General features: G+C 51.8%; 23 protein-coding genes. 14 read left to right on the plus strand and 9 right to left on the minus strand.

Annotation, left to right across the window (positions count from 1 at the left end; all coding sequences use genetic code 11):
- The first annotated feature begins 26 nt into the window (after nucleotides 1-26).
- Complete coding sequence (locus C8E01_RS17105) at nucleotides 27-1,406, plus strand: UDP-N-acetylmuramate--L-alanine ligase (protein WP_116544680.1); 1,380 nt, start codon at nucleotides 27-29, stop codon at nucleotides 1,404-1,406.
- 11 nt (nucleotides 1,407-1,417) lie between these two features.
- Nucleotides 1,418-2,230: a 3'-5' exonuclease gene (locus tag C8E01_RS17110; RefSeq protein WP_116544681.1), complete on the plus strand. Its 813-nt coding sequence runs from the start codon at nucleotides 1,418-1,420 to the stop codon at nucleotides 2,228-2,230.
- A gap of 145 nt (nucleotides 2,231-2,375) precedes the next feature.
- Here C8E01_RS17110 and C8E01_RS17115 read toward each other — a convergent pair whose 3' ends face one another.
- Together C8E01_RS17115 and C8E01_RS17120 are read right to left on the minus strand one after the other, a co-directional pair.
- A complete protein-coding gene (locus C8E01_RS17115) occupies nucleotides 2,376-2,984 on the minus strand; it encodes a hypothetical protein (protein ID WP_116544682.1) in 609 nt (202 codons plus the stop codon).
- A 21-nt stretch (nucleotides 2,985-3,005) separates the two neighbouring features.
- Nucleotides 3,006-3,800: a M48 family metallopeptidase gene (locus C8E01_RS17120; protein ID WP_116544683.1), complete on the minus strand. Its 795-nt coding sequence runs from the start codon at nucleotides 3,798-3,800 to the stop codon at nucleotides 3,006-3,008.
- A gap of 390 nt (nucleotides 3,801-4,190) precedes the next feature.
- Here C8E01_RS17120 and C8E01_RS17125 point away from each other — a divergent pair, with 390 nt between their 5' ends.
- The 8 genes from C8E01_RS17125 (at nucleotide 4,191) to C8E01_RS17160 (ending at nucleotide 11,085) form a co-directional block, all read left to right on the plus strand.
- Nucleotides 4,191-4,802 carry a fumarylacetoacetate hydrolase family protein gene (locus C8E01_RS17125; protein ID WP_116544684.1) on the plus strand — a complete coding sequence of 204 codons (612 nt, stop codon included), beginning with the start codon at nucleotides 4,191-4,193 and terminating at the stop codon, nucleotides 4,800-4,802.
- Complete coding sequence (locus C8E01_RS17130) at nucleotides 4,789-6,681, plus strand: M23 family metallopeptidase (RefSeq protein WP_116544685.1); 1,893 nt, start codon at nucleotides 4,789-4,791, stop codon at nucleotides 6,679-6,681. Before C8E01_RS17125 ends, C8E01_RS17130 begins: the two co-directional genes overlap by 14 nt.
- Before the next feature lie 303 nt (nucleotides 6,682-6,984).
- The gene (gene bcp / locus C8E01_RS17135) at nucleotides 6,985-7,437 is read left to right on the plus strand and encodes a thioredoxin-dependent thiol peroxidase (protein ID WP_116544728.1); all 453 of its coding nucleotides are present in this window, start codon (nucleotides 6,985-6,987) and stop codon (nucleotides 7,435-7,437) included.
- Between the two features lie 209 nt (nucleotides 7,438-7,646).
- A complete protein-coding gene (locus tag C8E01_RS17140) occupies nucleotides 7,647-8,507 on the plus strand; it encodes a transketolase (protein WP_116544686.1) in 861 nt (286 codons plus the stop codon).
- 16 nt (nucleotides 8,508-8,523) lie between these two features.
- Complete coding sequence (locus C8E01_RS17145; RefSeq protein ID WP_116544687.1) at nucleotides 8,524-9,477, plus strand: transketolase family protein; 954 nt, start codon at nucleotides 8,524-8,526, stop codon at nucleotides 9,475-9,477.
- 133 nt (nucleotides 9,478-9,610) lie between these two features.
- On the plus strand, nucleotides 9,611-10,150 hold the full coding sequence (locus tag C8E01_RS17150; RefSeq protein WP_116544688.1) for an RNA polymerase sigma factor: 540 nt from the start codon (nucleotides 9,611-9,613) through the stop codon (nucleotides 10,148-10,150).
- A 43-nt stretch (nucleotides 10,151-10,193) separates the two neighbouring features.
- A complete protein-coding gene (locus C8E01_RS17155) occupies nucleotides 10,194-10,628 on the plus strand; it encodes a hypothetical protein (RefSeq protein WP_116544689.1) in 435 nt (144 codons plus the stop codon).
- A 7-nt stretch (nucleotides 10,629-10,635) separates the two neighbouring features.
- Nucleotides 10,636-11,085, plus strand: a complete 450-nt coding sequence (locus tag C8E01_RS17160; RefSeq protein WP_243409653.1) for a hypothetical protein — start codon at nucleotides 10,636-10,638, stop codon at nucleotides 11,083-11,085.
- Between the two features lie 120 nt (nucleotides 11,086-11,205).
- Here C8E01_RS17160 and pepE read toward each other — a convergent pair whose 3' ends face one another.
- From pepE to C8E01_RS17175, 3 genes are all read right to left on the minus strand, one after another.
- Complete coding sequence (gene pepE / locus C8E01_RS17165) at nucleotides 11,206-11,940, minus strand: dipeptidase PepE (RefSeq protein ID WP_116544730.1); 735 nt, start codon at nucleotides 11,938-11,940, stop codon at nucleotides 11,206-11,208.
- Between the two features lie 152 nt (nucleotides 11,941-12,092).
- On the minus strand, nucleotides 12,093-12,341 hold the full coding sequence (locus C8E01_RS17170) for a hypothetical protein (RefSeq protein WP_116544690.1): 249 nt from the start codon (nucleotides 12,339-12,341) through the stop codon (nucleotides 12,093-12,095).
- An 83-nt stretch (nucleotides 12,342-12,424) separates the two neighbouring features.
- Nucleotides 12,425-12,655, minus strand: a complete 231-nt coding sequence (locus C8E01_RS17175) for a hypothetical protein (protein WP_243409654.1) — start codon at nucleotides 12,653-12,655, stop codon at nucleotides 12,425-12,427.
- A gap of 337 nt (nucleotides 12,656-12,992) precedes the next feature.
- On the opposite strand from C8E01_RS17175, the gene C8E01_RS17180 reads away from it, so the two are divergent.
- A complete protein-coding gene (locus tag C8E01_RS17180) occupies nucleotides 12,993-14,081 on the plus strand; it encodes an MBL fold metallo-hydrolase (RefSeq protein ID WP_116544692.1) in 1,089 nt (362 codons plus the stop codon).
- A gap of 65 nt (nucleotides 14,082-14,146) precedes the next feature.
- Here C8E01_RS17180 and C8E01_RS21715 read toward each other — a convergent pair whose 3' ends face one another.
- On the minus strand, nucleotides 14,147-14,323 hold the full coding sequence (locus C8E01_RS21715; RefSeq protein ID WP_165820676.1) for a hypothetical protein: 177 nt from the start codon (nucleotides 14,321-14,323) through the stop codon (nucleotides 14,147-14,149).
- A 142-nt stretch (nucleotides 14,324-14,465) separates the two neighbouring features.
- On the opposite strand from C8E01_RS21715, the gene C8E01_RS17185 reads away from it, so the two are divergent.
- Nucleotides 14,466-15,656, plus strand: a complete 1,191-nt coding sequence (locus C8E01_RS17185) for an aspartate aminotransferase family protein (protein WP_116544693.1) — start codon at nucleotides 14,466-14,468, stop codon at nucleotides 15,654-15,656.
- Nucleotides 15,657-15,812: 156 nt separating this feature from the next.
- Nucleotides 15,813-17,573: an SLC13 family permease gene (locus tag C8E01_RS17190; protein ID WP_116544694.1), complete on the plus strand. Its 1,761-nt coding sequence runs from the start codon at nucleotides 15,813-15,815 to the stop codon at nucleotides 17,571-17,573.
- 6 nt (nucleotides 17,574-17,579) lie between these two features.
- On the opposite strand, the gene C8E01_RS17195 is transcribed toward C8E01_RS17190, so the two are convergent.
- The gene (locus C8E01_RS17195; protein WP_116544695.1) at nucleotides 17,580-17,915 is read right to left on the minus strand and encodes a hypothetical protein; all 336 of its coding nucleotides are present in this window, start codon (nucleotides 17,913-17,915) and stop codon (nucleotides 17,580-17,582) included.
- Between the two features lie 10 nt (nucleotides 17,916-17,925).
- On the minus strand, nucleotides 17,926-18,354 hold the full coding sequence (locus C8E01_RS17200) for a tellurite resistance TerB family protein (protein ID WP_116544696.1): 429 nt from the start codon (nucleotides 18,352-18,354) through the stop codon (nucleotides 17,926-17,928).
- Between the two features lie 321 nt (nucleotides 18,355-18,675).
- Here C8E01_RS17200 and pfkA point away from each other — a divergent pair, with 321 nt between their 5' ends.
- Nucleotides 18,676-19,647, plus strand: a complete 972-nt coding sequence (gene pfkA / locus C8E01_RS17205; protein ID WP_116544697.1) for a 6-phosphofructokinase — start codon at nucleotides 18,676-18,678, stop codon at nucleotides 19,645-19,647.
- A gap of 64 nt (nucleotides 19,648-19,711) precedes the next feature.
- Here pfkA and miaA read toward each other — a convergent pair whose 3' ends face one another.
- Nucleotides 19,712-20,644 carry a tRNA (adenosine(37)-N6)-dimethylallyltransferase MiaA gene (gene miaA / locus C8E01_RS17210; RefSeq protein ID WP_116544698.1) on the minus strand — a complete coding sequence of 311 codons (933 nt, stop codon included), beginning with the start codon at nucleotides 20,642-20,644 and terminating at the stop codon, nucleotides 19,712-19,714.
- Nucleotides 20,645-20,773 lie beyond the last annotated feature (129 nt).

Here is a 20,773-nt window from a genome sequence, read left to right on the forward strand (position 1 = left end):
GGTTCGCTAAATGCATAGCACGGATTATGGAGAGAACGGATTTTAAACACATTCACCTGATTGCCACAGGTGGCAGCATCATGCACAATCTTGCCCTGGCGCTGCATGACCAGGGTATAAAAGTGACTGGTTCGGACGACGAGATCTACGAGCCGGCCAAAAGCCGGCTGGCGGCTGCAGGTATACTGCCGGCTGAGGAAGGCTGGTTTCCAGCAAAATTAGACAACCGCCCGGATGCCGTGATTCTGGGGATGCACGCCCGCGCCGATAACCCGGAGCTGCTTCGCGCACAGGAGCTGGGTATACCGGTCTACTCTTTCCCGGATTTCATTTACGAACTGAGCAAGCACAAACAGCGCATCGTGATCGGCGGCAGCCATGGCAAAACGTCCATCACCTCCATCATCATGCACGTGCTCCAGCATTGCAGCCGCCTGTTCGACTACGCCGTGGGCGCTCAGTTGCAGGGCTTCGACCGCATGGTCAAACTCACGGAAGAAGCTCCGATCATCATCATCGAAGGCGACGAGTACCTTTCTGACCCGATCAAACGTGTACCGAAATTCCACCTGTACCACCACCACATCGGGGTGATCAGTGGCATCAGCTGGGACCACATCAACGTGTTCCCGACGCCGGAGGTATACCGCGACCAGTTTCGCATTTTCGCGGAGATGACCCCAAAGGCCGGTACCCTTATTTACAACCAGGACGACGAGCAGGTGCAGCTGGTGGCCGTGCCGCGCAACCCCGCCGACATCAACTACATTGGCTATACTGCGCACCCGCACAGCATCGTTAACGGCAAGACCATTCTGCACACGAAAAAAGAGGGTGATATAGAGATCCCGCTTTTCGGGGAGCACAACCTCCGGAATATAAGCGCAGCAAAAGAAGTCTGTAAAAAGATTGGTATTAAGGCACCTGACTTTTACGAAGCGCTCAAGACGTTTAAGGGAGCAGCCAAGCGACTGGAGAAACTTGGCGAGAACGAAAAAACCGTGATCTTCCGTGACTTTGCCCATGCACCTTCCAAAGTAAAAGCAACAACCGAAGCCGTGAAAACGCAGTACCCGCAGCGCAAGCTCGTGGCCTGTGTCGAGCTGCATACCTTCAGCAGTCTCAACAAGAATTTCCTGCCACAGTATGCCGGTGCCCTCGACAAAGCCGATGTGCCGATCGTGTTCTTCAGCCCTAAAACGGTGGAGCACAAGCGCATGGAGATGCTCTCAGAAGAAGATCTGCGCAGCGCTTTCGGCAATCCGCAGCTGCAAGTATACACCGACTCATCCGCATTGCTCGAGCACCTGAAAGGGATGGACTGGCAGAACGCCAACCTGCTGCTCATGAGCTCCGGTACTTATCAAAACCTTGACTTGGAGGCGCTCAAAAAAGCGGTTCTTTAAACCACCCAACCATGCAATTGAACCTGAAGCGCCCCATCGTATTCTTCGATCTCGAAACCACCGGCACCGACATCTGCAAAGACCGCATCGTCGAGATCAGCGTGTTGAAAGTGATGCCAAACGGCGAAGAAATACTTAAAACACGTCGCATCAACCCGACTGTGCCGATTCCGCTCGAGTCGAGTCTGATCCACAAGATTTACGACGAGGACGTAAAGGATGCACCTACTTTCCAGCAGGTGGCCCGCAACCTGTACCAGTTTATGGAAGGCTGCGACCTGGGTGGCTACAACCTGGTGCGCTTCGACATACCTTTGCTGGCCGAGGAGTTCCTGCGTGTAGGTATAGACTTCGACATCGACAACCGCCACGTGGTGGACGCCTGCCGTATTTTCCATATGATGGAGAAGCGCACGCTTTCTGCCGCCTACAAATACTACTGCAACAAAACGCTGGAGAACGCCCACAGCGCCGAGGCCGACACCGTGGCCACTTACCACATCCTGAAAGCACAGCTGGAGCGTTATGAAAATACCGTAGTAGAAGTAGCAGAAGGTATAGAAGAGGCTCCTATCCAAAACGATATGGCGCAGCTACACAAGTTCACGTTCGAGAAGTCAGCCGACCTGGCTGGCCGCATTGTGTACAATAACGCCGGACAAGAGGTCTTTAACTTCGGCAAGCACCGCAACGTGCCGGTAGAAGAAGTGCTCAGCAAAGAGCCCAGCTACTACGACTGGATGATGAAAGGCGATTTCCCGCTGTATACCAAAAAGATCCTGACCCGCATTAGATTGAGAAACATGCAGAGTAGCGTGTCTTAGATCTTTATATAGGGCCACTACCCCAAGGATTTACAGGATTAAAAGATTCTCAGGATTTCAGATGATCTAAATCCCAATTAAAAACAAAAAAAGAGCGGGCTGCCAGATAACTGGCAGCCCGCTCTTTTTTTGTTTATACCTTAGACTAATTCTGTCTCGAATTTTTCAACCTCACGCCTTGCAGCAGGTTATTGCCTTCCTGCACCTTGTGGCGGCAGTCGTAACCGGCCGCCCTGATCGAGCACTGACAGCCGGTGATCCGATTGTCCTCGAAGGTGAAGTAACAGAAATCACAGCCAGCGGTGGCTTCGCAAATGTGCTTCACCGACTTGCTGCTCAGGTATAGGCTGTTGTCTGACGCCACATCCAGTTCCAGTGCCATCGAGCGGAAAGAGCCATTGTACATACCCAAACCCACCAGGTAATAGGTAGCAGGAAGCTTCTTGTTGTCCTGCACCTTATGGATTGTCACTTTGTTCACCACAGTTCCGTTGCCAAATTCCTTTATAAAGGGCTGCACCAGCTCCTGCTGCGGTACTACAAAGTCGATCTCGTCCAACACCACCTGTGCCAACAATTGCCCGTCATACTTAGGTCCGGCCTCCTCGTCGAGTGGCACCTCTTCACTTTCCTCCGGAAAAGCTTCGCGGCGCGAACAGCCAGCCGCTACCAGTAGGATCAGAGTCAGGGCCAGCGACCAGCGCAGGCAGGTCAGCAGCAAGTGCCGGCCATTGGCTAAGGGTGATGGAGTCATGTAGGTTTATCGGGTTAGTGTTTATTTCTTGTAGTATTTCATGGCCTCAGGCATATAGCTCTGCAGGTTAGCACGACGTGTACCAGCGCTCGGGTGCGTGCTCAGGAACTCCGGTGGTGCCTGACCGCCTGACTTGGCTTCCATGCGTTCCCAGAAAGGAATCGCTTCCTGCGGGTTGTAACCTGCCATGGCCATAAAGATCAGTCCCAAACGGTCAGCTTCGCTCTCCTGGTTACGGCCATACTTCAGCATGCCCAGCGTAGAGCCGGCACCATAGGCTGTCATCAGTAACTGCTGCGCTACACCCGGCTGTGTACCGGCCAGGGCAGAAAGCGTCTGGCCACCGAACTGCTGCGCCAGTTGCTGGCTCATGCGCTCGTTGCTGTGCTTGGCAATAGCATGGGCAATTTCGTGCCCCATTACCACGGCAAGACCCGTCTCGTTCTGGGCGATCGGCAATATACCGGTGTAAGTCACTGTCTTACCACCCGCCATAGCCCAGGCGTTCACCTGCTCATCCTCGATCAGGTTATGCTCCCACGCGAAGCCCTGCAACTGGTCTGACATGTTGTTGGCAGCCATATACTGCTCCACGGCACGCTGAATACGCTGTCCGGTGCGTTTCACCATGGCCGTAGCCTGTGCGTCGCGCGACAGCTTGTTCTCTTTCAAAAACTGGTCGTAGGCGTCGTAACTCATTTGCATCATCTGCGCGTCTGACACGAGACTCAGCTGTCTGCGGCCTGTGATCGGTACCGTCGTACAGGCTACCATCATCACTGCTGCTATCGAAAAGGCAATTAACTTCTTGTACATAGTTTTAAAATTTAAATGACTCTTTCAAAAAGGCTTTTCAAATTTTGAACCAATTTTTAAGAATCAGAGTAGAGTGGATCGTTTAATATGATAAAATTACTATACTTTAACCGATAAAACAAAGTGCAAACTGACACAAAACCACAGTCTGCCACCTTGTCCGGCATTAAGGAGGTATACGAACGCTGTATTATAAAATGTTGTACACCCTATGTGCACAATAAAGGGAGGCTTCTCTTGTTAAAGTATAAAAAAGGCTCCTACACATTAAGGCTGCACGCGATCAGAAAAAATTGTCCTGAAACAGATTCTTTTTGCAGAATCATGCTGCACCGAAACCGGATATAGCCTATTTTTGAGAATCGATAAAGAAAACTCCCTTAACATTTTATGAAAATAGTAGCCATCGGCCGCAATTATGCCGATCACATAGCTGAACTGAAAAACGAAGTGCCGGACGAACCGGTGATATTCTTTAAGCCCGACACAGCCATTCTCCGTAACAACGAGCCTTTTTACTATCCGGAATACAGCCAGGACATACACCACGAAGTGGAGCTGATTCTGCGCATCGGCCGCGAGGGCAAGAACATCGACAAGAAGTTTGCCCACAAGTATTATGATGCCATTGGTCTGGGTATAGACTTCACGGCCCGCGACCTGCAGGCCAAGGCAAAGGCCAAAGGACTGCCCTGGACGCTGGCCAAAGGCTTCAACGGCTCTGCCCCGGTGTCGGAGTTTCTGTCGCTCGACCAGTTTGAGAGCCTGCACGACATCAACTTTAAGTTGGATGTAAACGGCGCGACCCGCCAGCAAGGCAACTCGAAGATGATGCTGAACACCTTTGATGACATCATCGCATATATCTCCCGCTTCATCACCCTGAAGAAAGGCGATATTATCTTTACAGGTACGCCTGAGGGAGTGGGCCCGGTGCAGATCGGCGACAGATTGGAAGGCTATGTTGAAGATAAAAAACTACTCGACTTTGAAATTAAATAAGCGCCTCGCGCTCCTTTTCGCTTACATTTTCACTACCCTTGCAGCGGACGCCCAACCGGCGCCAGAACAGGGGTACTTTATGTTCCCCATCAAGCCAGGAGTGCGAAACTTCCTATCCGGCTCCATGGGGGAGATACGCGCCACCCACTTCCATGGCGGGATCGACATTAAAACCGACCAGCGCGAGGGCTTGTCGGTATACGCTGCCGCTGACGGGTATATCTCGCGTGTCAAGATGTCGACCTACGGGTATGGTAACATTATCTATGTGACGCATCCGAACGGGCTCACCACTACCTATTCGCACCTGCTGGCCTTCTACGACCCTTTGGCGGACTATATGCTGCAGAAACAGTACGAGAAGGAAACCTTTGAACTAGAGGTGTTTCCCGAAAAGAACCTGTTCCCGGTGAAGAAAGGGCAGATCATCGCCTTGTCCGGCAACACAGGTGGCTCGGGCGGGCCACATCTGCATTTCGAGATTCGTGACTCGGAAGACCGCTTGTACAACCCGTTGCGCTGGGGCTTTAAGGAGATCATCGACACCACGCCTCCAGACTTGTTGGGCTTGGGTATACAGCCACTCAACATTTATGCCCGCATCAACCAGGAGTTTGCGCGTAAGGAGTATACTCCCAAGAAAACCAATGGCGTGCATACCTTGCCAGACACGGTATATGCGCACGGCCTGATCGGTTTTGAGTTACAGACCATCGACCGCTACGACGATACCCAAAACCGCAACGGCACGCAGGACGTGACCGTGTTCGTGAACGACAAACAGGTATACAACCACCACATCGACCGGGTGCCATTTGATCTTTCGAAACAGGTATCGCAACACGTGAACTACAACGTGTACCGCCGCACGGGCCGCACCTTCCAAAAGGCCTATGTGGACTACGGCAACGACCTCCCACTCTACACTGCACCACAGAACCGGGGCAGACTCAACGTACAGGCCGATTCGATATACCATGTGCGCCTGGTAGCTAAAGACACCTACAACAATGCCTCCACCCTCACCTTTGTGGTAAAGGGGCAGAAACCAACTTTCACGCAGGCGACTAATGGCAAGGTGGCCAAGCCACAGCTAAGCTACGAGATCATTGGCAACATCCTGAAGGTAAACGCTTCCGACACGTCGGCTACACCGCGCAACGTGGAGATGGTGGTGAACAACCAACGCCTGATGCTGGTGCCGAGCTATACCAAAGGCGCTGCTTCTGTGAGTCTGTACGACCTGCGTGGCGGTCTGCCGGAGTCGCTCGAGTACTGCGGCACCACGACCCCGCTTGATTTGCAGGCCGCTATACCTTCTGGCCAGGAGCACAGCTTTACGAACCGCGACATGGCCATCCGCTTCGAGAAAGCGAGTTTGTATGATACACTCTACCTGCATGCGAAAAAGGAAGGCGATGTGTATACCATCGGCGATTACTTCACGCCCTTGCACAAGCCCATTAAAGTGACCATTACACCGAGCACGCCGGTTACTGACAAGAGCAAAGCCGCTGTCTATTATCTGGGTCTGGGCAAAGGTCGCGGTATGCTGGGCGGTGTTTGGGACGGCAACAGCATCACTTTTTCAGCTCGGGCGATGGGCAAGTTCAAGGTACTCGAGGATGTAAAAGCCCCAACTATTAAACTGCTCAGTAAGAGCCCAACCCAGATCAAGTTCAGGATCGGTGATGACCTTTCGGGTGTCAACTCATTTCGCTGTGAAGTAAACGGCAAATGGTTGCTGATGAAATACGAGCACAAAACTGCGACCATATACTCCGAAAAATTAGATAAAAGCATACCTTTGTCAGGCAAGGTGGTTTTGAAGGTGAAAGACAATGCCGGTAACGAGGCAGTGTTTACGACAACCATTTAAAATCATAAGCCTTGTGCATTGATTTCTAGCGAAAAGACAACCTGCATAACAGAGTCGTTTCATTCTAAGAAAACAGGCAAAAAACTTACTGTAATTCTGTTAAGAAACTTGGTTGAAATAGAGGGCCCCTTCCCCCGGGAGGTTAAGTTGAAGCTACTTGCTCCCAAGATCCTTACAGGATGACAAAAGAAGTAAAATGAAATGACCCTGACCTGCAAAGGACATAAAGTACCGGATAAAACTGAACAAGCGGGGGCACAAGGTATAGCGTATACCAGCGGCGCCAGCGAAAAACAGAAACCCATGGAACTGAAAATCGGAGACAAAGCCCCAGAGTTTGAGGCAAAGGACCAAGACGGCAACACGGTAAAACTAAGTGATTACCGCGGCAAAAAAGTGATTCTTTATTTCTACCCGAAAGACGACACTTCCGGCTGCACCGCCCAAAGCTGCAATCTGCGCGACAACTACAGCGATCTGCAGCGTGAAGGCTACGAAGTAATCGGCGTGAGCATCGACGGCGAGAAATCGCACCAGAAGTTCATCAGCAAGTACGAACTGCCATTCACCTTACTGGCTGACACCGATAAACAGCTTGTGGAGCAATACGGCGTGTGGCAGGAGAAATCAATGTACGGCCGCAAATACATGGGCACGATGCGATTCACCTTCATCATCGACGAGAATGGCAGCATTGAGGACATCATCACGAAAGTGAAAACGGCCGACCACGCCGCCCAGATTTTGAAAAAGTAACGCAAAGCGCAGTTGTCCAAAAGACGGCTGCGCTTTTTTCGTTGTATATTTGTTCTCTGGAAGAGAGACAAGACCCTTGGATACAGCATGGCAGGTATAGCCTGCCCAAATGCTGTAAGAAAATACACCTGATTGTTAATCTGCATCAACAATTTAACAATCAACAATTTAAAAATTCAAAAATCAACAACTTAACAATTCATAAAAACGTGAACCCACACAACAAAAGCATCGAAGAGCTTAAGGAGATCGCGGCACAGGTTCGCCGTGACATCGTGCGCATGGTGCATGCGGTAAACTCCGGCCACCCGGGCGGCTCGCTCGGCTGCACGGACTATTTCGTGTCGCTGTACTTCCGCGTAATGAAATACAAGCCATCACCATTCAACATGGACGGCGAAGGCGAAGACCTTTTCTTCCTTTCCAACGGCCACATCTCTCCGGTATGGTACAGTGTGTTGGCTCGCGCCGGCTTCTTTGAAGTGTCCGAACTGGCTACCTTCCGCAAGATCAACTCCAGGCTGCAAGGCCACCCGGCTACTGAAGAAGGACTGCCAGGCATCCGTGTGGCGTCTGGCTCACTGGGTCAGGGTCTATCAGTGGCAGTTGGTGCTGCGCAAACCAAGAAACTGAACAAGGACAACAACCTGGTGTACGTGCTGATGGGCGACGGCGAACTGGGCGAAGGTCAGATATGGGAGGCAGCTATGTATGCTGCCCACAACAAAGTGGACAATCTGATTGCCACAATAGACCGCAACTACCAGCAGATCGACGGCGGTACTGAAGAGGTACTGGCGCTGGGTGACCTGCGTCAGAAGTTCGAGGCATTCGGCTGGCATGTACTGGAGGCTGACGGTAACAACTTCGAGACGCTGCTGCCTGCGCTGGAAGACGCGAAGAAGGCTACCGGCAACGGCAAGCCGGTGATGATCCTGATGAACACGGAGATGGGATTTGGCGTGGACTTCATGATGGGCTCACATAAGTGGCACGGCGTTGCACCAAACGACGAACAGTTGGAGATCGCACTTCAGCAATTGGCAGTAGAGCAAGCTTCAGATTACTAAGCATTAAAACACAGAAATGAAAGAGTATACATATACAGAGAAAAAAGACACCCGTTCTGGTTTTGGCGTAGGCTTGCTGGAGCTTGGTCGCACCAACCCGAACGTAGTAGCCCTTTGCGCTGACCTGATCGGTTCGCTTAAAATGGACGCCTTCAAAAAGGAGTTTCCAGAGCGCTTCTACCAGGTAGGTATAGCCGAGGCCAATATGATGGGTCTGGCAGCCGGTATGACGATTGGTGGCAAGATTCCTTTCACAGGTACCTTCGCCAATTTCTCGACGGGCCGCGTGTACGACCAGATCCGTCAGTCAATCGCCTACTCAGGCAAGAACGTGAAGATATGCGCATCGCACGCCGGTCTGACACTGGGTGAGGACGGTGCCACGCACCAGATTCTGGAAGATGTGGGCATGATGAAAATGCTGCCGCACATGACTGTGATCAACCCATGCGACTTCAACCAGACCAAGGCCGCGACCATTGCGATCGCCGACTACGAAGGTCCGGTATACCTGCGTTTCGGTCGTCCGGCCGTTCCAAACTTCACCCCTGCCGACCAGAAATTCGAGATTGGCAAAGCGGTGATGCTGAACGAAGGCACAGACGTAACCATTCTGGCAACAGGTCACCTGGTATGGAAAGCTATTGAAGCAGGTCATAAACTGGCTGAGAAAGGCATCAACGCCGAGATCATCAACATCCACACTATCAAGCCACTTGACGACGAGGCCATCCTGAAATCAGTAGGCAAGACCAAGTGCGTGGTAACGGCCGAAGAGCACCAGATGAACGGTGGTCTGGGTGATTCGGTAGCGCAGCTGCTGGGCCGCCAACTGCCTGCCCCACTGGAGATGGTAGCTGTGAACGACTCCTTCGGTGAGTCTGGTACGCCAGATCAGCTGATGGAAAAGTATGGCTTGAGCACCGAGAACATTGTGGCTGCTGTCGAGCGTGTGATCAGCCGCAAGTAATACCAAGGGTTATACCTTATATTTTTTAATAAAACAGAAGAGGCTGTACTGTTAAAGTGCAGCCTCTTCTGTTTTTATGCATTATATTGCATATTCAGACAGGTATAACCGCCCTGCCCCTGCTGCCTGATACGTGGAAGACAAAGAGATCTTAGAAAAATTCGCCAACCCTGATAGCCGCAACCTGGCCTTTAACCAGCTTGTCCGGAAGTACCAGCAGAAAATCTACTGGCACATCCGGAAAATGGTGATCGACCACGACGACGCAGACGATCTCACACAGGAAGTGTTCATCAAGGTATGGAAGAACCTGGAGAATTTCAGGCAGGATGCGCAGCTTTATACCTGGCTTTACCGTATCGCCACCAACGAGTGCCTTACCTTTCTTTCGAGCAAACGGAAAAAATTCTTTTTGCCCATAAACGACGTTGCTGCCGAGCTTACCGAGAAGATCGATTCTTCACCAAATATTGACGGAGATGAGATACAGCTCAAACTGCAAAAAGCACTGCTGAAGCTGCCTGACAAACAAAGGCTGGTTTTCAACATGAAGTATTACGACGAGCTCAAATATGAGGAAATGTCCGAGATTCTGGGCACTTCGGTTGGCGCTTTGAAGGCCTCTTACCACCACGCCGTGAAAAAAATTGAAGAATTTATTAAACGGGATTAAACTATAGTGCTCTATCGCTATCTAACTGATAAGTACATGAACCATGAAAAACGATTTTAAACTAAGCGACCTGCCCAAGCGCAACATCTACGAGGTGCCGGAAAAGTACTTCGACAGATTGCCTGCTCAGATCATGGAGCGTACCGCCGGTGCTGGGTATAGCCCCGCTCCCTGGTATGCCGCCGCCTGGAAGCCGCTGCGTTTGGCACTGGCTCCCCTGATGCTGGTATTGGTGCTGGGTGTGCTTTACTTTGTTAATCTGAATAATAAGGCGGATCAGCCAATAGCAAACCTGGCCAGTATTCAGGACGAAGATATACTGAATTACCTGAGCACTTACGCTGTGCTGGAGAGTTCTGATTTTGCCGAGTTGAGAACAGTTTCAGAAAATGAGATGACCTCTGAGTTTCTGAACGTGAGTTCCAAGGCCGCCGAAGAAGAGCTAGAATACTACCAACTGGATACGATTGACTATTAAAGCACCGATGAAACGATTACTGATTTTATTTCTCTTTTGCGCCTTAACCCTGGGCGGCACTGTGGCCATGGCCCAAAATGGTCGTCCACAGGACAGAAGAGAAAATGTGGAGGCCGCCAAAGTGGCCTTCCTGACAGACAAGATGGGACTGACCGCAGAGCAGTCGCAGAAGTTCTGGCCACTCTACAACGAGTACGAGACCAAGCGACGCGACCTTGTGCGCTCCTACCGCAGCGGCTATCGTGAAGACGTGGACCAACTAAGTGAACAGGAAGCGAAGAACCGCCTGGATGGCATGTTCAGCACCCGCGAAAGAGAGCTGGAGTTGGAAAAAGAATACGTTGCCCGTTACCAGCGCGTAATCTCTTCGAACCAGATCATCAAACTCTACCGCAGTGAGCGGGAGTTTACGAAGCTCCTCCTCAAAAAGCTGGAGGCCAGCAACAAAGCACAGTAGTTTTTTGAATAGATAATTATAGTGAGAACAGCAAAAGGACCTGGCATTTTGCCTTGTTTTTTTGGACAAAAAGCCCCTGCTATACGTTAGCAGGGGCTTTTGCCTTTATCATATCCAGACTTAGTAAGCCTCCAAGAGGAAGCTGATATCATCTGTAGGTTTAAACTCCATGGCAGGCTGTCCCTGCAAAAAGATGCGTGCCGGGTGCGGCCCCAGCAGGCTGATTCTCTCCCCTACTATGCGCAGCATGCTACCTTCACGCAACCCTACTACAGGCTGGCGGTTGTGCACATGAAACTCCTGAATACGGGTCTCGCGCGTTTCGCCCATGTGTGTGGAATCAGGCAACGGATCCAGGTAATGCGGATTGATGTTAAAAGGCACTAGTTGCAGCGCATCGAATGACTTTGGGAACACGATCGGCATGTCATTGGTGGTGCCGATGGTTTTGCCGGCCACGTTGGTGCCGGCGCTGGTGCCCATGTACGGCATGCCCTGCTCCACCCGCTTCTGCAACGGCTCAATCAGTTTGTTGGCATAGAGTTGGCGCAGCAGCAGAAACGTGTTGCCACCGCCGATGAACACCGCCTCCGCCTGTTCTACAGCCGCAACCGCGCTCTCCGCCTCGTGCACCCCGCTTAGCTTGATGCCCATTGCTTCAAAGGCCTCACGCGCTTTGGCCGTATAGTCGGTGTGGGAAATGCCGCCGGGACGAGCGTAAGGTATAAACAGGATGCTCTTGCGGTCACCCAGCAGTTCTTGTATCTCGCTCTGGCAATGCTCCAGGTAGCCCGTGCCGTGGGTAGTGGAGGTACTTACTAAAAGGATATTTTTCTTTGGTAAGGCTTTTCTCATGTGTTTTGATTTTGAATGATACGGGTTGCGTATACCTGCAAAAGTATCAAATTTCGGCAAACCCTCGCCCATGCCGCCCCGCAAACAACCGCTGTACCTGCACCTGCTTTAAATGAGCGCAGCAATTCCTGTATGATAGCGTGGCTGTACCTTTAGGTTTTGACTCTGAGTTTGATCGTTTCGAGATAAGGGTCCAGAGAAGCCTTGTTGGTGAGGGCGCGAACCAGCCCGATGGTTTTCAGATCGTACAGGAACCAGACCTCCACATAGTAGTTATGAAACCAGTACAAATCAATTTTGCACCACCCCCGAATAATGTGATGCAGATAGCGCCCCTGCTCAAACACCATAGCGGCCTGCTCCCGGAGCGAAAGCGAATTAAACTCAGTAATACTCAACATAAAAATCTACTCCATACCTTATACAATGAAAAAAGGCTGCCGGGGCAGCCTTTTGGTTAACGAAAATATCAGCGGTTTTGATATCAATTCAAATGAAGGGTGTACAATTCAAATCTGGCGGAGGCAAAACTCCAGTGTGAAGAAGATGGATGGATCTCCACGCCGTCCTCATCCATGATGGTCACGGCAAAGCCGTCACCCTGGTTGAGGGGCTCAGTAAAGTGCTTCACAGGATACACTCTCCCTTCCTCTATCCACTCTTCCGGTTCGAAAGCCGGCATCGACGCATCCACACACTTCGCGTAGACGGACATATAGCTTGGGGGAACAAATAAATTTACCATGTGTATGTAACGTTTTCAGAAAGATAAATAATTCCTGCCAATCAGGAAACATTGTCCACATTAATTTTAGTGGAGGCCTGCAGAAGAATCAACACAAAAAGTATGCCTTTGTTTCGTAGTATAAACCTAATTGTAGCAAGTCATCCTAGGCCAGCATTTTGGCAGCAAAATCATCCCCATTACAATTAATACATGACAATCAGCCAAGTCAGAGCTGAATATACTGGCTCGCTGCAGCCAATTGCCACGACAGCCGTAGTATAAATGCCGCTTGTTGTCATTCGAAAACAAAACATGATGTATGCCTATGGAAACTACTTATCGTACCTCGACTTACGGTAGCAAAGAAGCTTTTGCGGTTGCGCCGGGAGTTTGGGGACTCAAAACCGTCTTTGTCAATCTCTTTTTTGTGGCCACGCCTGACGGCTCGTGGGTACTAGTGGATGCCGGTGTGTACGGCGCTGCCCCTAAGATCAGAAAAGTGGTGGATGAACTCTTCGGTGGGAACCGTCCTAAAGCTATCCTGCTCACACATGGCCATTTTGACCACATTGGTGCCCTGAAGGAACTGGCCCGGGAATGGGAAGTGCCCGTGTACGCCCATCCGCTGGAGATGCCCTACCTGAATGGAAGGTCGTCTTATCCGCCACCAGACCCAAGCGTGGGCGGCGGCGGTATGGCCTATATGTCGTTCCTATACCCTAAAAAGCCAATTGATATACACGAGTACCTGGAGTTTCTGCCAAACGATGGTTCTGTTCCGGGTCTGCCAGACTGGCGCTGGATTCATACTCCGGGCCATACACCCGGGCACGTGTCCTTCTTCCGCATCAGCGATCGGGTGCTGCTGGCGGGTGACGCCTTTATCACACGTGATGGTGAGTCGATGCTGGCCGTGATGACACAGAAGCGCGCAGTGCATGGCCCACCCAAATACTATACCTCTGACTGGGGGGCTGCACATCGCTCTGTGGAAAGGCTAATGGAGCTTAACCCAAGTGTGGCGGCAACCGGTCATGGATTGCCAATGGAAGGGGCACAACTCATGCATCAGTTAGAAGAACTGGTAAAGGATTTCTGGTCGGTGGCGGTGCCAGGCCACGGCCGCTACGTGCACGAGCCCGCCATTGCCGATGAGCAGGGTGTGCTCTCTGTGCCCCCAGCCCCTGACAATACCATACCAAAGGTGATTGCCGCGACTGGTATAGTGGCACTGGCAGGTGTTGCGCTGGTAGCCTACGCCCGTCGCAACAGAGGCAACAACCTAAAACAGCATGAGCGTGCCATGCGGGAGCGTCCGTTCTCACACAACAGACCCTTGCAGGGAATTCCGCCTTCGGTGCCTGCAACTTTAGACGAAGACGATCCGCTGGCGCACACCAACAATTACCCATAGACGGGAAAGGCCAGGAGCAAACGCTTCCGGCCTTTCTTTTATCCTTGATTGATGGTTCGTATATTTTATTTACCCCTTCCGGAGCCGCTTTTCTTGCCGCCTCCGTCCTGTTTATTCACGGTTGCCCAGGCGCGCTTCTCGGCTTCTTCCTGGCTCACGCCTTTCTTTTCGTAGCTTTCCTCGATGTGCTCCGCCTGGCGCTTTTGCTTATCTGTGTATGAAGATTTATCTCCTTGTGGCATTTGATCCTCCTTTTTTAAAGTCAAACATCTAAAGCCGGGCTTTTTTACCGGCCCCTCCTATTGTACGCAAACCAGGGGATTATGAATAAGCAGAAAACAGAAATGGCACTGTCAAACCTACCAAAATGCATAACTTTGCAGCATGGTATCTTTGAGACAGCTGTTTTTGCAGCACCAGGCGCAGACGAGCGACTTTCCGCTGATGATCGAAGTGGAGAAGGCAGAAGGAATTTACATGTACGGGAGCGACGGCCACCGCTACATCGACCTGATTTCAGGTATAGGTGTGAGCAACGTGGGGCACCGCCACCCGAAAGTGCTGCGAGCCATCCACGACCAGCTCGACCGCTACATGCACCTGATGGTGTACGGGGAGTTTGTGCAGGCGCCGCAGGTACAGCTGGCCCATGCCCTCAGCGGCACATTGCCTGATCGACTTAACAACACCTACCTGCTCAACTCCGGGGCGGAGGCTGTGGAAGGTGCCTTGAAATTGGCAAAACGCCATACGGGCCGCACTGAACTGATCTCATGCTACAACGCCTACCATGGCTCTACACAGGGTGCCCTCTCCATGAACGGCAGCGAAAGCTTTAAGAATGCTTTCCGACCGCTCCTGCCTGACGTGCGCCACATCCACTACAACAGCATCGCAGACTTGCAGCATATAACAGAGCGCACGGCCGCGGTTTTGATAGAGACTGTGCAGGGAGAGGCTGGTGTTCGTGTTCCGGAGAAGGATTACCTGAAGCAACTGCGAGAGCGCTGCAACCAAACCGGCACACTGCTGATTCTGGATGAGATCCAATGTGGCTTCGGCAGAACGGGCACCTTCTGGGCCTTTGAGCAGTTCGGTATAGAGCCGGACATACTAGTCTGCGCCAAAGGGATGGGAGGCGGCATGCCCATAGGTGCTTTCATCGCACCGCAGGAAATCATGGCCGCTTTCAAAACCGACCCAATTTTGGGCCACTGCTCTACCTTTGGCGGTCACCCGGTCAGCTGCGCTGCTTCCCTTGCCACGCTCCAGGTTATTCAGGAGGAAAACCTGCTGGCAGGCGTTGCACAAAAATCCAAACTCATCAAGCAGCTGCTGGTGCACCCTCGCATCAAAGGCATCCGCAACCAGGGGCTGATGATGGCGGCAGAGTTTGAGTCGTTTGAGGTGTTGAAGGCTGTGATCGATCAGGCCATCCTGAACGGTGTGCTCACCGACTGGTTCCTGTTCTGCGACAACTCCATGCGCATCGCACCGCCCCTCACTATTACTGAAGACCAGATTCGCGAAGCCTGCCAGATCATTCTGAGGTCTATTGACGAGGCTTTGGCCTAGCCTGATATACCTGGGCAGGGCTGACAGAAGACCGCCCTGCCCAGGTATAAAGGGTTTGCACTGCAAATATTTTCCTGCCAGCGACCATCAGGAGCGGCTTTGTCACGTAAAAGCCGTTGCTACACCTTACATCCGGTGTACTTCCGATCGTCCTCTATGGAAATAGCCATTGTACTGACTTTGCTCGTGATAGCAGTTGTGCTTTTCGCAACCGAGAAGGTGTCCGTTGAGTTGGTCACCCTGCTCATGCTTATCATACTGGCAGGTTTGCGCATCATTAGCCCTGAGGAGGCCTTCGCCGGGTTCAGCAGCGACTTCATTATCATCATCGCCTCCATCTTCATCCTCAGTGCCGCTCTGGAAGAAACCGGCATACTTGACTTTGCCGTCGTCCGGCTCGTGCGACTGGCACAGCAGAGCAACAACCTTATGCTGCTCACCATCATGCTGGTTACGGGCGTGGTGTCGGCTTTTATGAACAACACCACGGTAACGGCTATGTTTATTACACCGTTGGTGGGTCTCTCCAAGCGCATCAACATGAGTGCGTCGAAGCTGCTGATGCCGCTGGCCTATGCCGCTATTCTGGGAGGCACCTGCACGCTGATCGGTACCTCTACGAACGTAGCGGTGAGCGGCTACATTGCCAAGGCTGGTCTGGAACCGATCGGGCTGTTCGAGATTTCAGGGATAGGCGTTGTCATCTTCGTGGTGGGCATGATCTACATGATGACCATCGGGCAGCGCATGTTACCCAGCCATGCCGACCAGGAGCTGGCCGAAGAGTATAAGCTGCAGAAATATGTGACCGAAGTGGTGGTATTGCCCGACTCGCCACTCGTAGGGCAGCTGGTTTTTACCTCCGACCTCACCACACTGAACCTGCGCATGCTCAACGTAATCCGCGCCAAGGAGAACTTCCTGCCTGACTTCCGTACCCGCATTCGCGCCAATGACATTTTGCTGGTGGAAGGCGATGTGGATACCCTCATGAAGGTAAAGGAAACCAAGGGGCTGCAGATCATGGCGGATGCCCTTATTTCCGAAGACCTGGAAACAGAAAATATCCGTCTCGCGGAGATTATGATCACACGGCAGTCCAACCTGATCAACCGCACCATCAAGGAGTCGGAGTTTCTGCGGCGCTTTGGTCTGGTGGTGCTGGCGGTGTCGCGGCATGGCGAAACGCTGCGCAGTAAAATAGGCAGTATAGAACTACACATGGGGGATGTATTGCTGGTACAGGGAGCCCCCGAGCGCTTTGAGCAGGTACGGAATTCGAATCACATTGCTGTGCTCGACGAGTTTGAACCGGTGTTCTACAAGAAGAAAAAGGGCCTGATCGTGATTACCAGTTTTGCATTGGCCATACTGGCAGCTACCCTGCAACTGCTCCCGCTCTCTATCGCTTTTCTGTCGGCGGCTGTCGCCAGCATTCTGCTGCGGGCTATCAGCACCGAGAAAGCCTACAACGCTATCGACTGGCGCTTGCTTATACTCATAGGAGGTATGACGGCCTTTGGTGCCGCCATGGAAAACTCCGGCGCTGCCGAGTTCCTGGCACATGGCATTGTGCAGGTGATGGAGCCCGTTGGCGGCAAGATAGGTATATTGGCGGGCTTTGTGATCCTGACCGTGATCCTCACCCAGCCCATGTCGAATGCGGCGGCGGCACTCGTGGTTATACCTGTGGCCTTGCGTGCTGCCATGGAGCTTGGCGCAGACCCGCGTGCCTTTGCCATCGCGATCATGCTGGGGGCCTCTGTGTCGCTGGTTACACCTTTTGAGCCGGCCTGCATTCTGGTATACAGTCCCGGCAAGTACCGATTCTGGGATTTTATACGGATCGGCACGCCGCTCACGCTCCTGCTCGTGATCGTTATCCTTGTATTGGTACCTGTGTTCTGGCCTATGTAGTGTTGCTTATTGCAGACCGCTGAGCGTGACGATCACAACTGCAAAAAAAGCGGCAGAGAGCCCTACGGCTAATATCAGCTTACCCGCTTGCATGGCCACAATTTTTTCGGAGCGTGGCAGCCAGAGATAGTTCAGGCTCAGGTTGAGCAGGTATACCATGATCGTGAGCAGAAAGCTGATGAACCAGAAGGCGAAAAAGCGGAGGATGAAATCTTCGGAAAGTAAAGTAGCCTCGTAGGAAATGAGGTGTAGCTCGTGGGCAAAAAAGAAGTAAGCCAGGAGTAACAGAGCGAGCGCATAAGTTCCTAAAATGGCCCCGTTCCACACGCGCAGGTTTTTCATGTAATCGTATTTAGTAATTCAGGAAGGACTGTGCATCCTCCCGTATCTGTTCACGTGACAGTCCGTCTTTTACACCGATGGAGATTCTGCGAACCAGCACTCCGACAATAGACTTCTTGAAACCGAGCCGCACAGCCATGTTGACGCAGAACTCCATTTCATTTTCGTCTACAATACCATCGGCCAGCATCATTTCTACCAGGTCGTAGATTTGGTCAAAGCGCTCCGTATCGTTAGAGGGCAGTTGTGGCTTTATGGATTGCACGTTCGAAAGCAGGTTGCGCACCTCACTCGATTTCATGCCGTGCCGCTTGCCGATGGAGATGATGAACTCCATTTCGGTGGGATCTACGTGACCGTCCGCTTTGGCCAGGGCACCAAGGTTGGTGATGTGGCTCTTTAATTTTTTCTCTGCCTCGCTCTCAAAAAAACTAAACATACGGCTCCCTTTTGACAAGTATACAAATTAATAACAAATTAATAATAAAAGCACTGAGTTTTGTCTATCCCCAGTCAGCTTATTTTGCAGCAGTTACAGTAGAAACGTTTTTTACTTGTTTTAAGTCTGCAGACGGTAGTGCATTTACATACGGTTTCTGCTATCTTATTAGTTATCATTTTGTGTTCTTTTTTTATTTCCACTTAAATCAACAAATGGCTACCTTGCGAATTCATTAACTCCGCCGCGCATACTGCGGCGATCAGTCGAACTAGGCCGGAACCCGGCTTCCACAGGGAACACAATAAACAGCAACTCTTTATGAAGAGGATTGGAGTATTTACATCAGGAGGCGACGCACCGGGCATGAATGCCTGCATAAGGGCGATCGTACGAACGGCCGTCTACAACGGATTGGAAGTTTACGGTATCAGAAGAGGATACAGTGGCATGATCAAAGGCGACATTTTTAAAATGGAGTCTTTGACAGTGAGCAACATCATACAGAAGGGCGGCACGATCCTAAAATCGGCGCGCAGCAAGGAATTTGCAACCAAGGAAGGACGCAAGGCAGCCTATGAGCAACTAAAAGCACACGGTATTGAGGGCCTGGTAGCCATTGGCGGTGACGGTACCTTTACCGGAGCCAACATCTTTTACGAAGAGTACGGCATCCCTACCATCGGGGCACCGGGCACGATCGACAACGACCTCTATGGCACTGACTATACCATTGGTTACGACACGGCCGTGAACACGGCCCTCGATGCCATTGACAAGATCCGCGATACGGCCGACAGCCACGAGCGTGTGTTTTTTGTGGAAGTGATGGGCCGCGACTCAGGCTACATTGCCATACCTTGCGCCATTGGCGGTGGTGCTGAGATTGTGATGATCCCGGAAACGGATACGTCCATTGAATATGTAATTGACCAGTTGAAGGCTGGCTGGAGCAGATCGAAAACGTCATTTATTGTGATCGTTGCCGAAGGTGACGAAGAAGGCAGTGCCACAGAGATCGCGGCCAAAGTGTCGGAGCAGGTCCCGGACATGGATGCCCGCGTGACAATACTAGGCCACGTGCAGCGTGGTGGCGCTCCCTCCGCAGCCGACCGCATGTTGGCCAGCCAACTAGGCATCGCCTGTGTGGAGGGGCTTTTGGAGGGCCGTACCAACGAAATGGCCGGTATCATCAACAGAGAACTCGTTTACACGCCTTTCATCGAAACCATCACCAAGCAGAAACTGATTAACCCGAGCTTCACCAAAATGGTGGATATTCTGTCGATTTAGGTATGCGATAATTACAAAACAGCGAAGCCGGCAATAAAAATAGCCGGCTTCGCTGTTTATATACCTACGACTGTTCAGTTTGCTGCATCTGCTCTTTGATGAAGCGCAGCATTTCGTTCCACTGCTCCGGATGAAACCAGGTATAGTCGGCATGCTTGTGAAACCAGGTGAGCTGCCGTTTGGCATAGCGCCGGCTGTTTCGTTTTAGCAGACGCACTGCTTCCGCCCAATCATAATGCCCCTCCAAAAAGTCGAAAATCTCTTTGTAGCCAACTGTTTGCAAGGCGTTGTGATCGCGGTATGGGTATAGGGCCTTGGCCTCCTCCAGCAAGCCCTGCTCTAGCATCAGGTCCATACGGTGGTCTATGCGTTCGTAAAGCTCCTGCCGATCACGGTTCAGCCCGATCTTAATGATATGAAAAGGCCGCTCCCGGGCACCTGCTTTCCGGAAATCAGAATAAGCCTGCCCGCTCGAGAGGCAAACTTCCAGCGCCCGTATAACACGCTGCGGATTAGCCTTGTCTATCCGCTCGTAATACGCAGGGTCGAGTTCCCGCAACTGTGCCAACAACGGCTGTAGCCCCTCCTGCTGGTAGCGGGAGGTCAGGCTGTCACGCAGGGCGGGGTCTGTTTCGGGCATTTCGTCCATCCCATCGGTTACAGCCCGCACATACAGACCGGAGCCCCCTGTCAGGATTACGGCCTCGTGTTGCAGGAACAGCTGTTCGAGCAAAGTCAGCACATCCTGTTCGTAAGCACCGGCATTGTACGTCTCCGTGATCGGGTGCGAGTCCACAAAGTGATGGCGTACACCTTGCTGCTCCTCTGCAGTCGGTTTGGCGGTGCCGATCGACATCTCCTGGTAAAACTGGCGGGAGTCAGCTGAAATAATATCGGTGCCAAAGTGCTGCGCCAGGCGTACGCACAGGTCGGTTTTACCCACGGCAGTAGGGCCTACTACCACTATCAGAAAACGGGGGACTTGCGCTGCAGGCATGGTCGGGACAGACAATTTACATCGTGAATTTGCCACAAATTAACTCCCTTTCTTTTTATTCAGGAAGCAAAAGTGCCTTTGCTTTTGTTTTTTTACTAATTTATGGGTTTAAACGAGAACTGATCCACA

The sequence above is a fragment of the Pontibacter virosus genome, assembly GCF_003096355.1.
In the GTDB taxonomy this organism is placed as follows: Bacteria; Bacteroidota; Bacteroidia; order Cytophagales; family Hymenobacteraceae; genus Pontibacter; species Pontibacter virosus.

What these genes read in the sequence shown, in the direction of transcription:
- C8E01_RS17105 (WP_116544680.1), top strand. Translation starts at nt 27, where the DNA reads ATGGAGAGAACGGATTTTAAACACATTCACCTGATTGCCACAGGTGGC.
- C8E01_RS17110 (WP_116544681.1), top strand. Translation starts at nt 1,418, where the DNA reads ATGCAATTGAACCTGAAGCGCCCCATCGTATTCTTCGATCTCGAAACC.
- C8E01_RS17115 (WP_116544682.1), bottom strand. Translation starts at nt 2,984, where the DNA reads ATGACTCCATCACCCTTAGCCAATGGCCGGCACTTGCTGCTGACCTGC.
- C8E01_RS17120 (WP_116544683.1), bottom strand. Translation starts at nt 3,800, where the DNA reads ATGTACAAGAAGTTAATTGCCTTTTCGATAGCAGCAGTGATGATGGTA.
- C8E01_RS17125 (WP_116544684.1), top strand. Translation starts at nt 4,191, where the DNA reads ATGAAAATAGTAGCCATCGGCCGCAATTATGCCGATCACATAGCTGAA.
- bcp (WP_116544728.1), top strand. Translation starts at nt 6,985, where the DNA reads ATGGAACTGAAAATCGGAGACAAAGCCCCAGAGTTTGAGGCAAAGGAC.
- C8E01_RS17145 (WP_116544687.1), top strand. Translation starts at nt 8,524, where the DNA reads ATGAAAGAGTATACATATACAGAGAAAAAAGACACCCGTTCTGGTTTT.
- C8E01_RS17155 (WP_116544689.1), top strand. Translation starts at nt 10,194, where the DNA reads ATGAAAAACGATTTTAAACTAAGCGACCTGCCCAAGCGCAACATCTAC.
- C8E01_RS17160 (WP_243409653.1), top strand. Translation starts at nt 10,636, where the DNA reads ATGAAACGATTACTGATTTTATTTCTCTTTTGCGCCTTAACCCTGGGC.
- pepE (WP_116544730.1), bottom strand. Translation starts at nt 11,940, where the DNA reads ATGAGAAAAGCCTTACCAAAGAAAAATATCCTTTTAGTAAGTACCTCC.
- C8E01_RS17170 (WP_116544690.1), bottom strand. Translation starts at nt 12,341, where the DNA reads ATGTTGAGTATTACTGAGTTTAATTCGCTTTCGCTCCGGGAGCAGGCC.
- C8E01_RS17175 (WP_243409654.1), bottom strand. Translation starts at nt 12,655, where the DNA reads ATGTCCGTCTACGCGAAGTGTGTGGATGCGTCGATGCCGGCTTTCGAA.
- C8E01_RS17180 (WP_116544692.1), top strand. Translation starts at nt 12,993, where the DNA reads ATGGAAACTACTTATCGTACCTCGACTTACGGTAGCAAAGAAGCTTTT.
- C8E01_RS21715 (WP_165820676.1), bottom strand. Translation starts at nt 14,323, where the DNA reads ATGCCACAAGGAGATAAATCTTCATACACAGATAAGCAAAAGCGCCAG.
- C8E01_RS17185 (WP_116544693.1), top strand. Translation starts at nt 14,466, where the DNA reads ATGGTATCTTTGAGACAGCTGTTTTTGCAGCACCAGGCGCAGACGAGC.
- C8E01_RS17190 (WP_116544694.1), top strand. Translation starts at nt 15,813, where the DNA reads ATGGAAATAGCCATTGTACTGACTTTGCTCGTGATAGCAGTTGTGCTT.
- C8E01_RS17195 (WP_116544695.1), bottom strand. Translation starts at nt 17,915, where the DNA reads ATGAAAAACCTGCGCGTGTGGAACGGGGCCATTTTAGGAACTTATGCG.
- C8E01_RS17200 (WP_116544696.1), bottom strand. Translation starts at nt 18,354, where the DNA reads ATGTTTAGTTTTTTTGAGAGCGAGGCAGAGAAAAAATTAAAGAGCCAC.
- pfkA (WP_116544697.1), top strand. Translation starts at nt 18,676, where the DNA reads ATGAAGAGGATTGGAGTATTTACATCAGGAGGCGACGCACCGGGCATG.
- miaA (WP_116544698.1), bottom strand. Translation starts at nt 20,644, where the DNA reads ATGCCTGCAGCGCAAGTCCCCCGTTTTCTGATAGTGGTAGTAGGCCCT.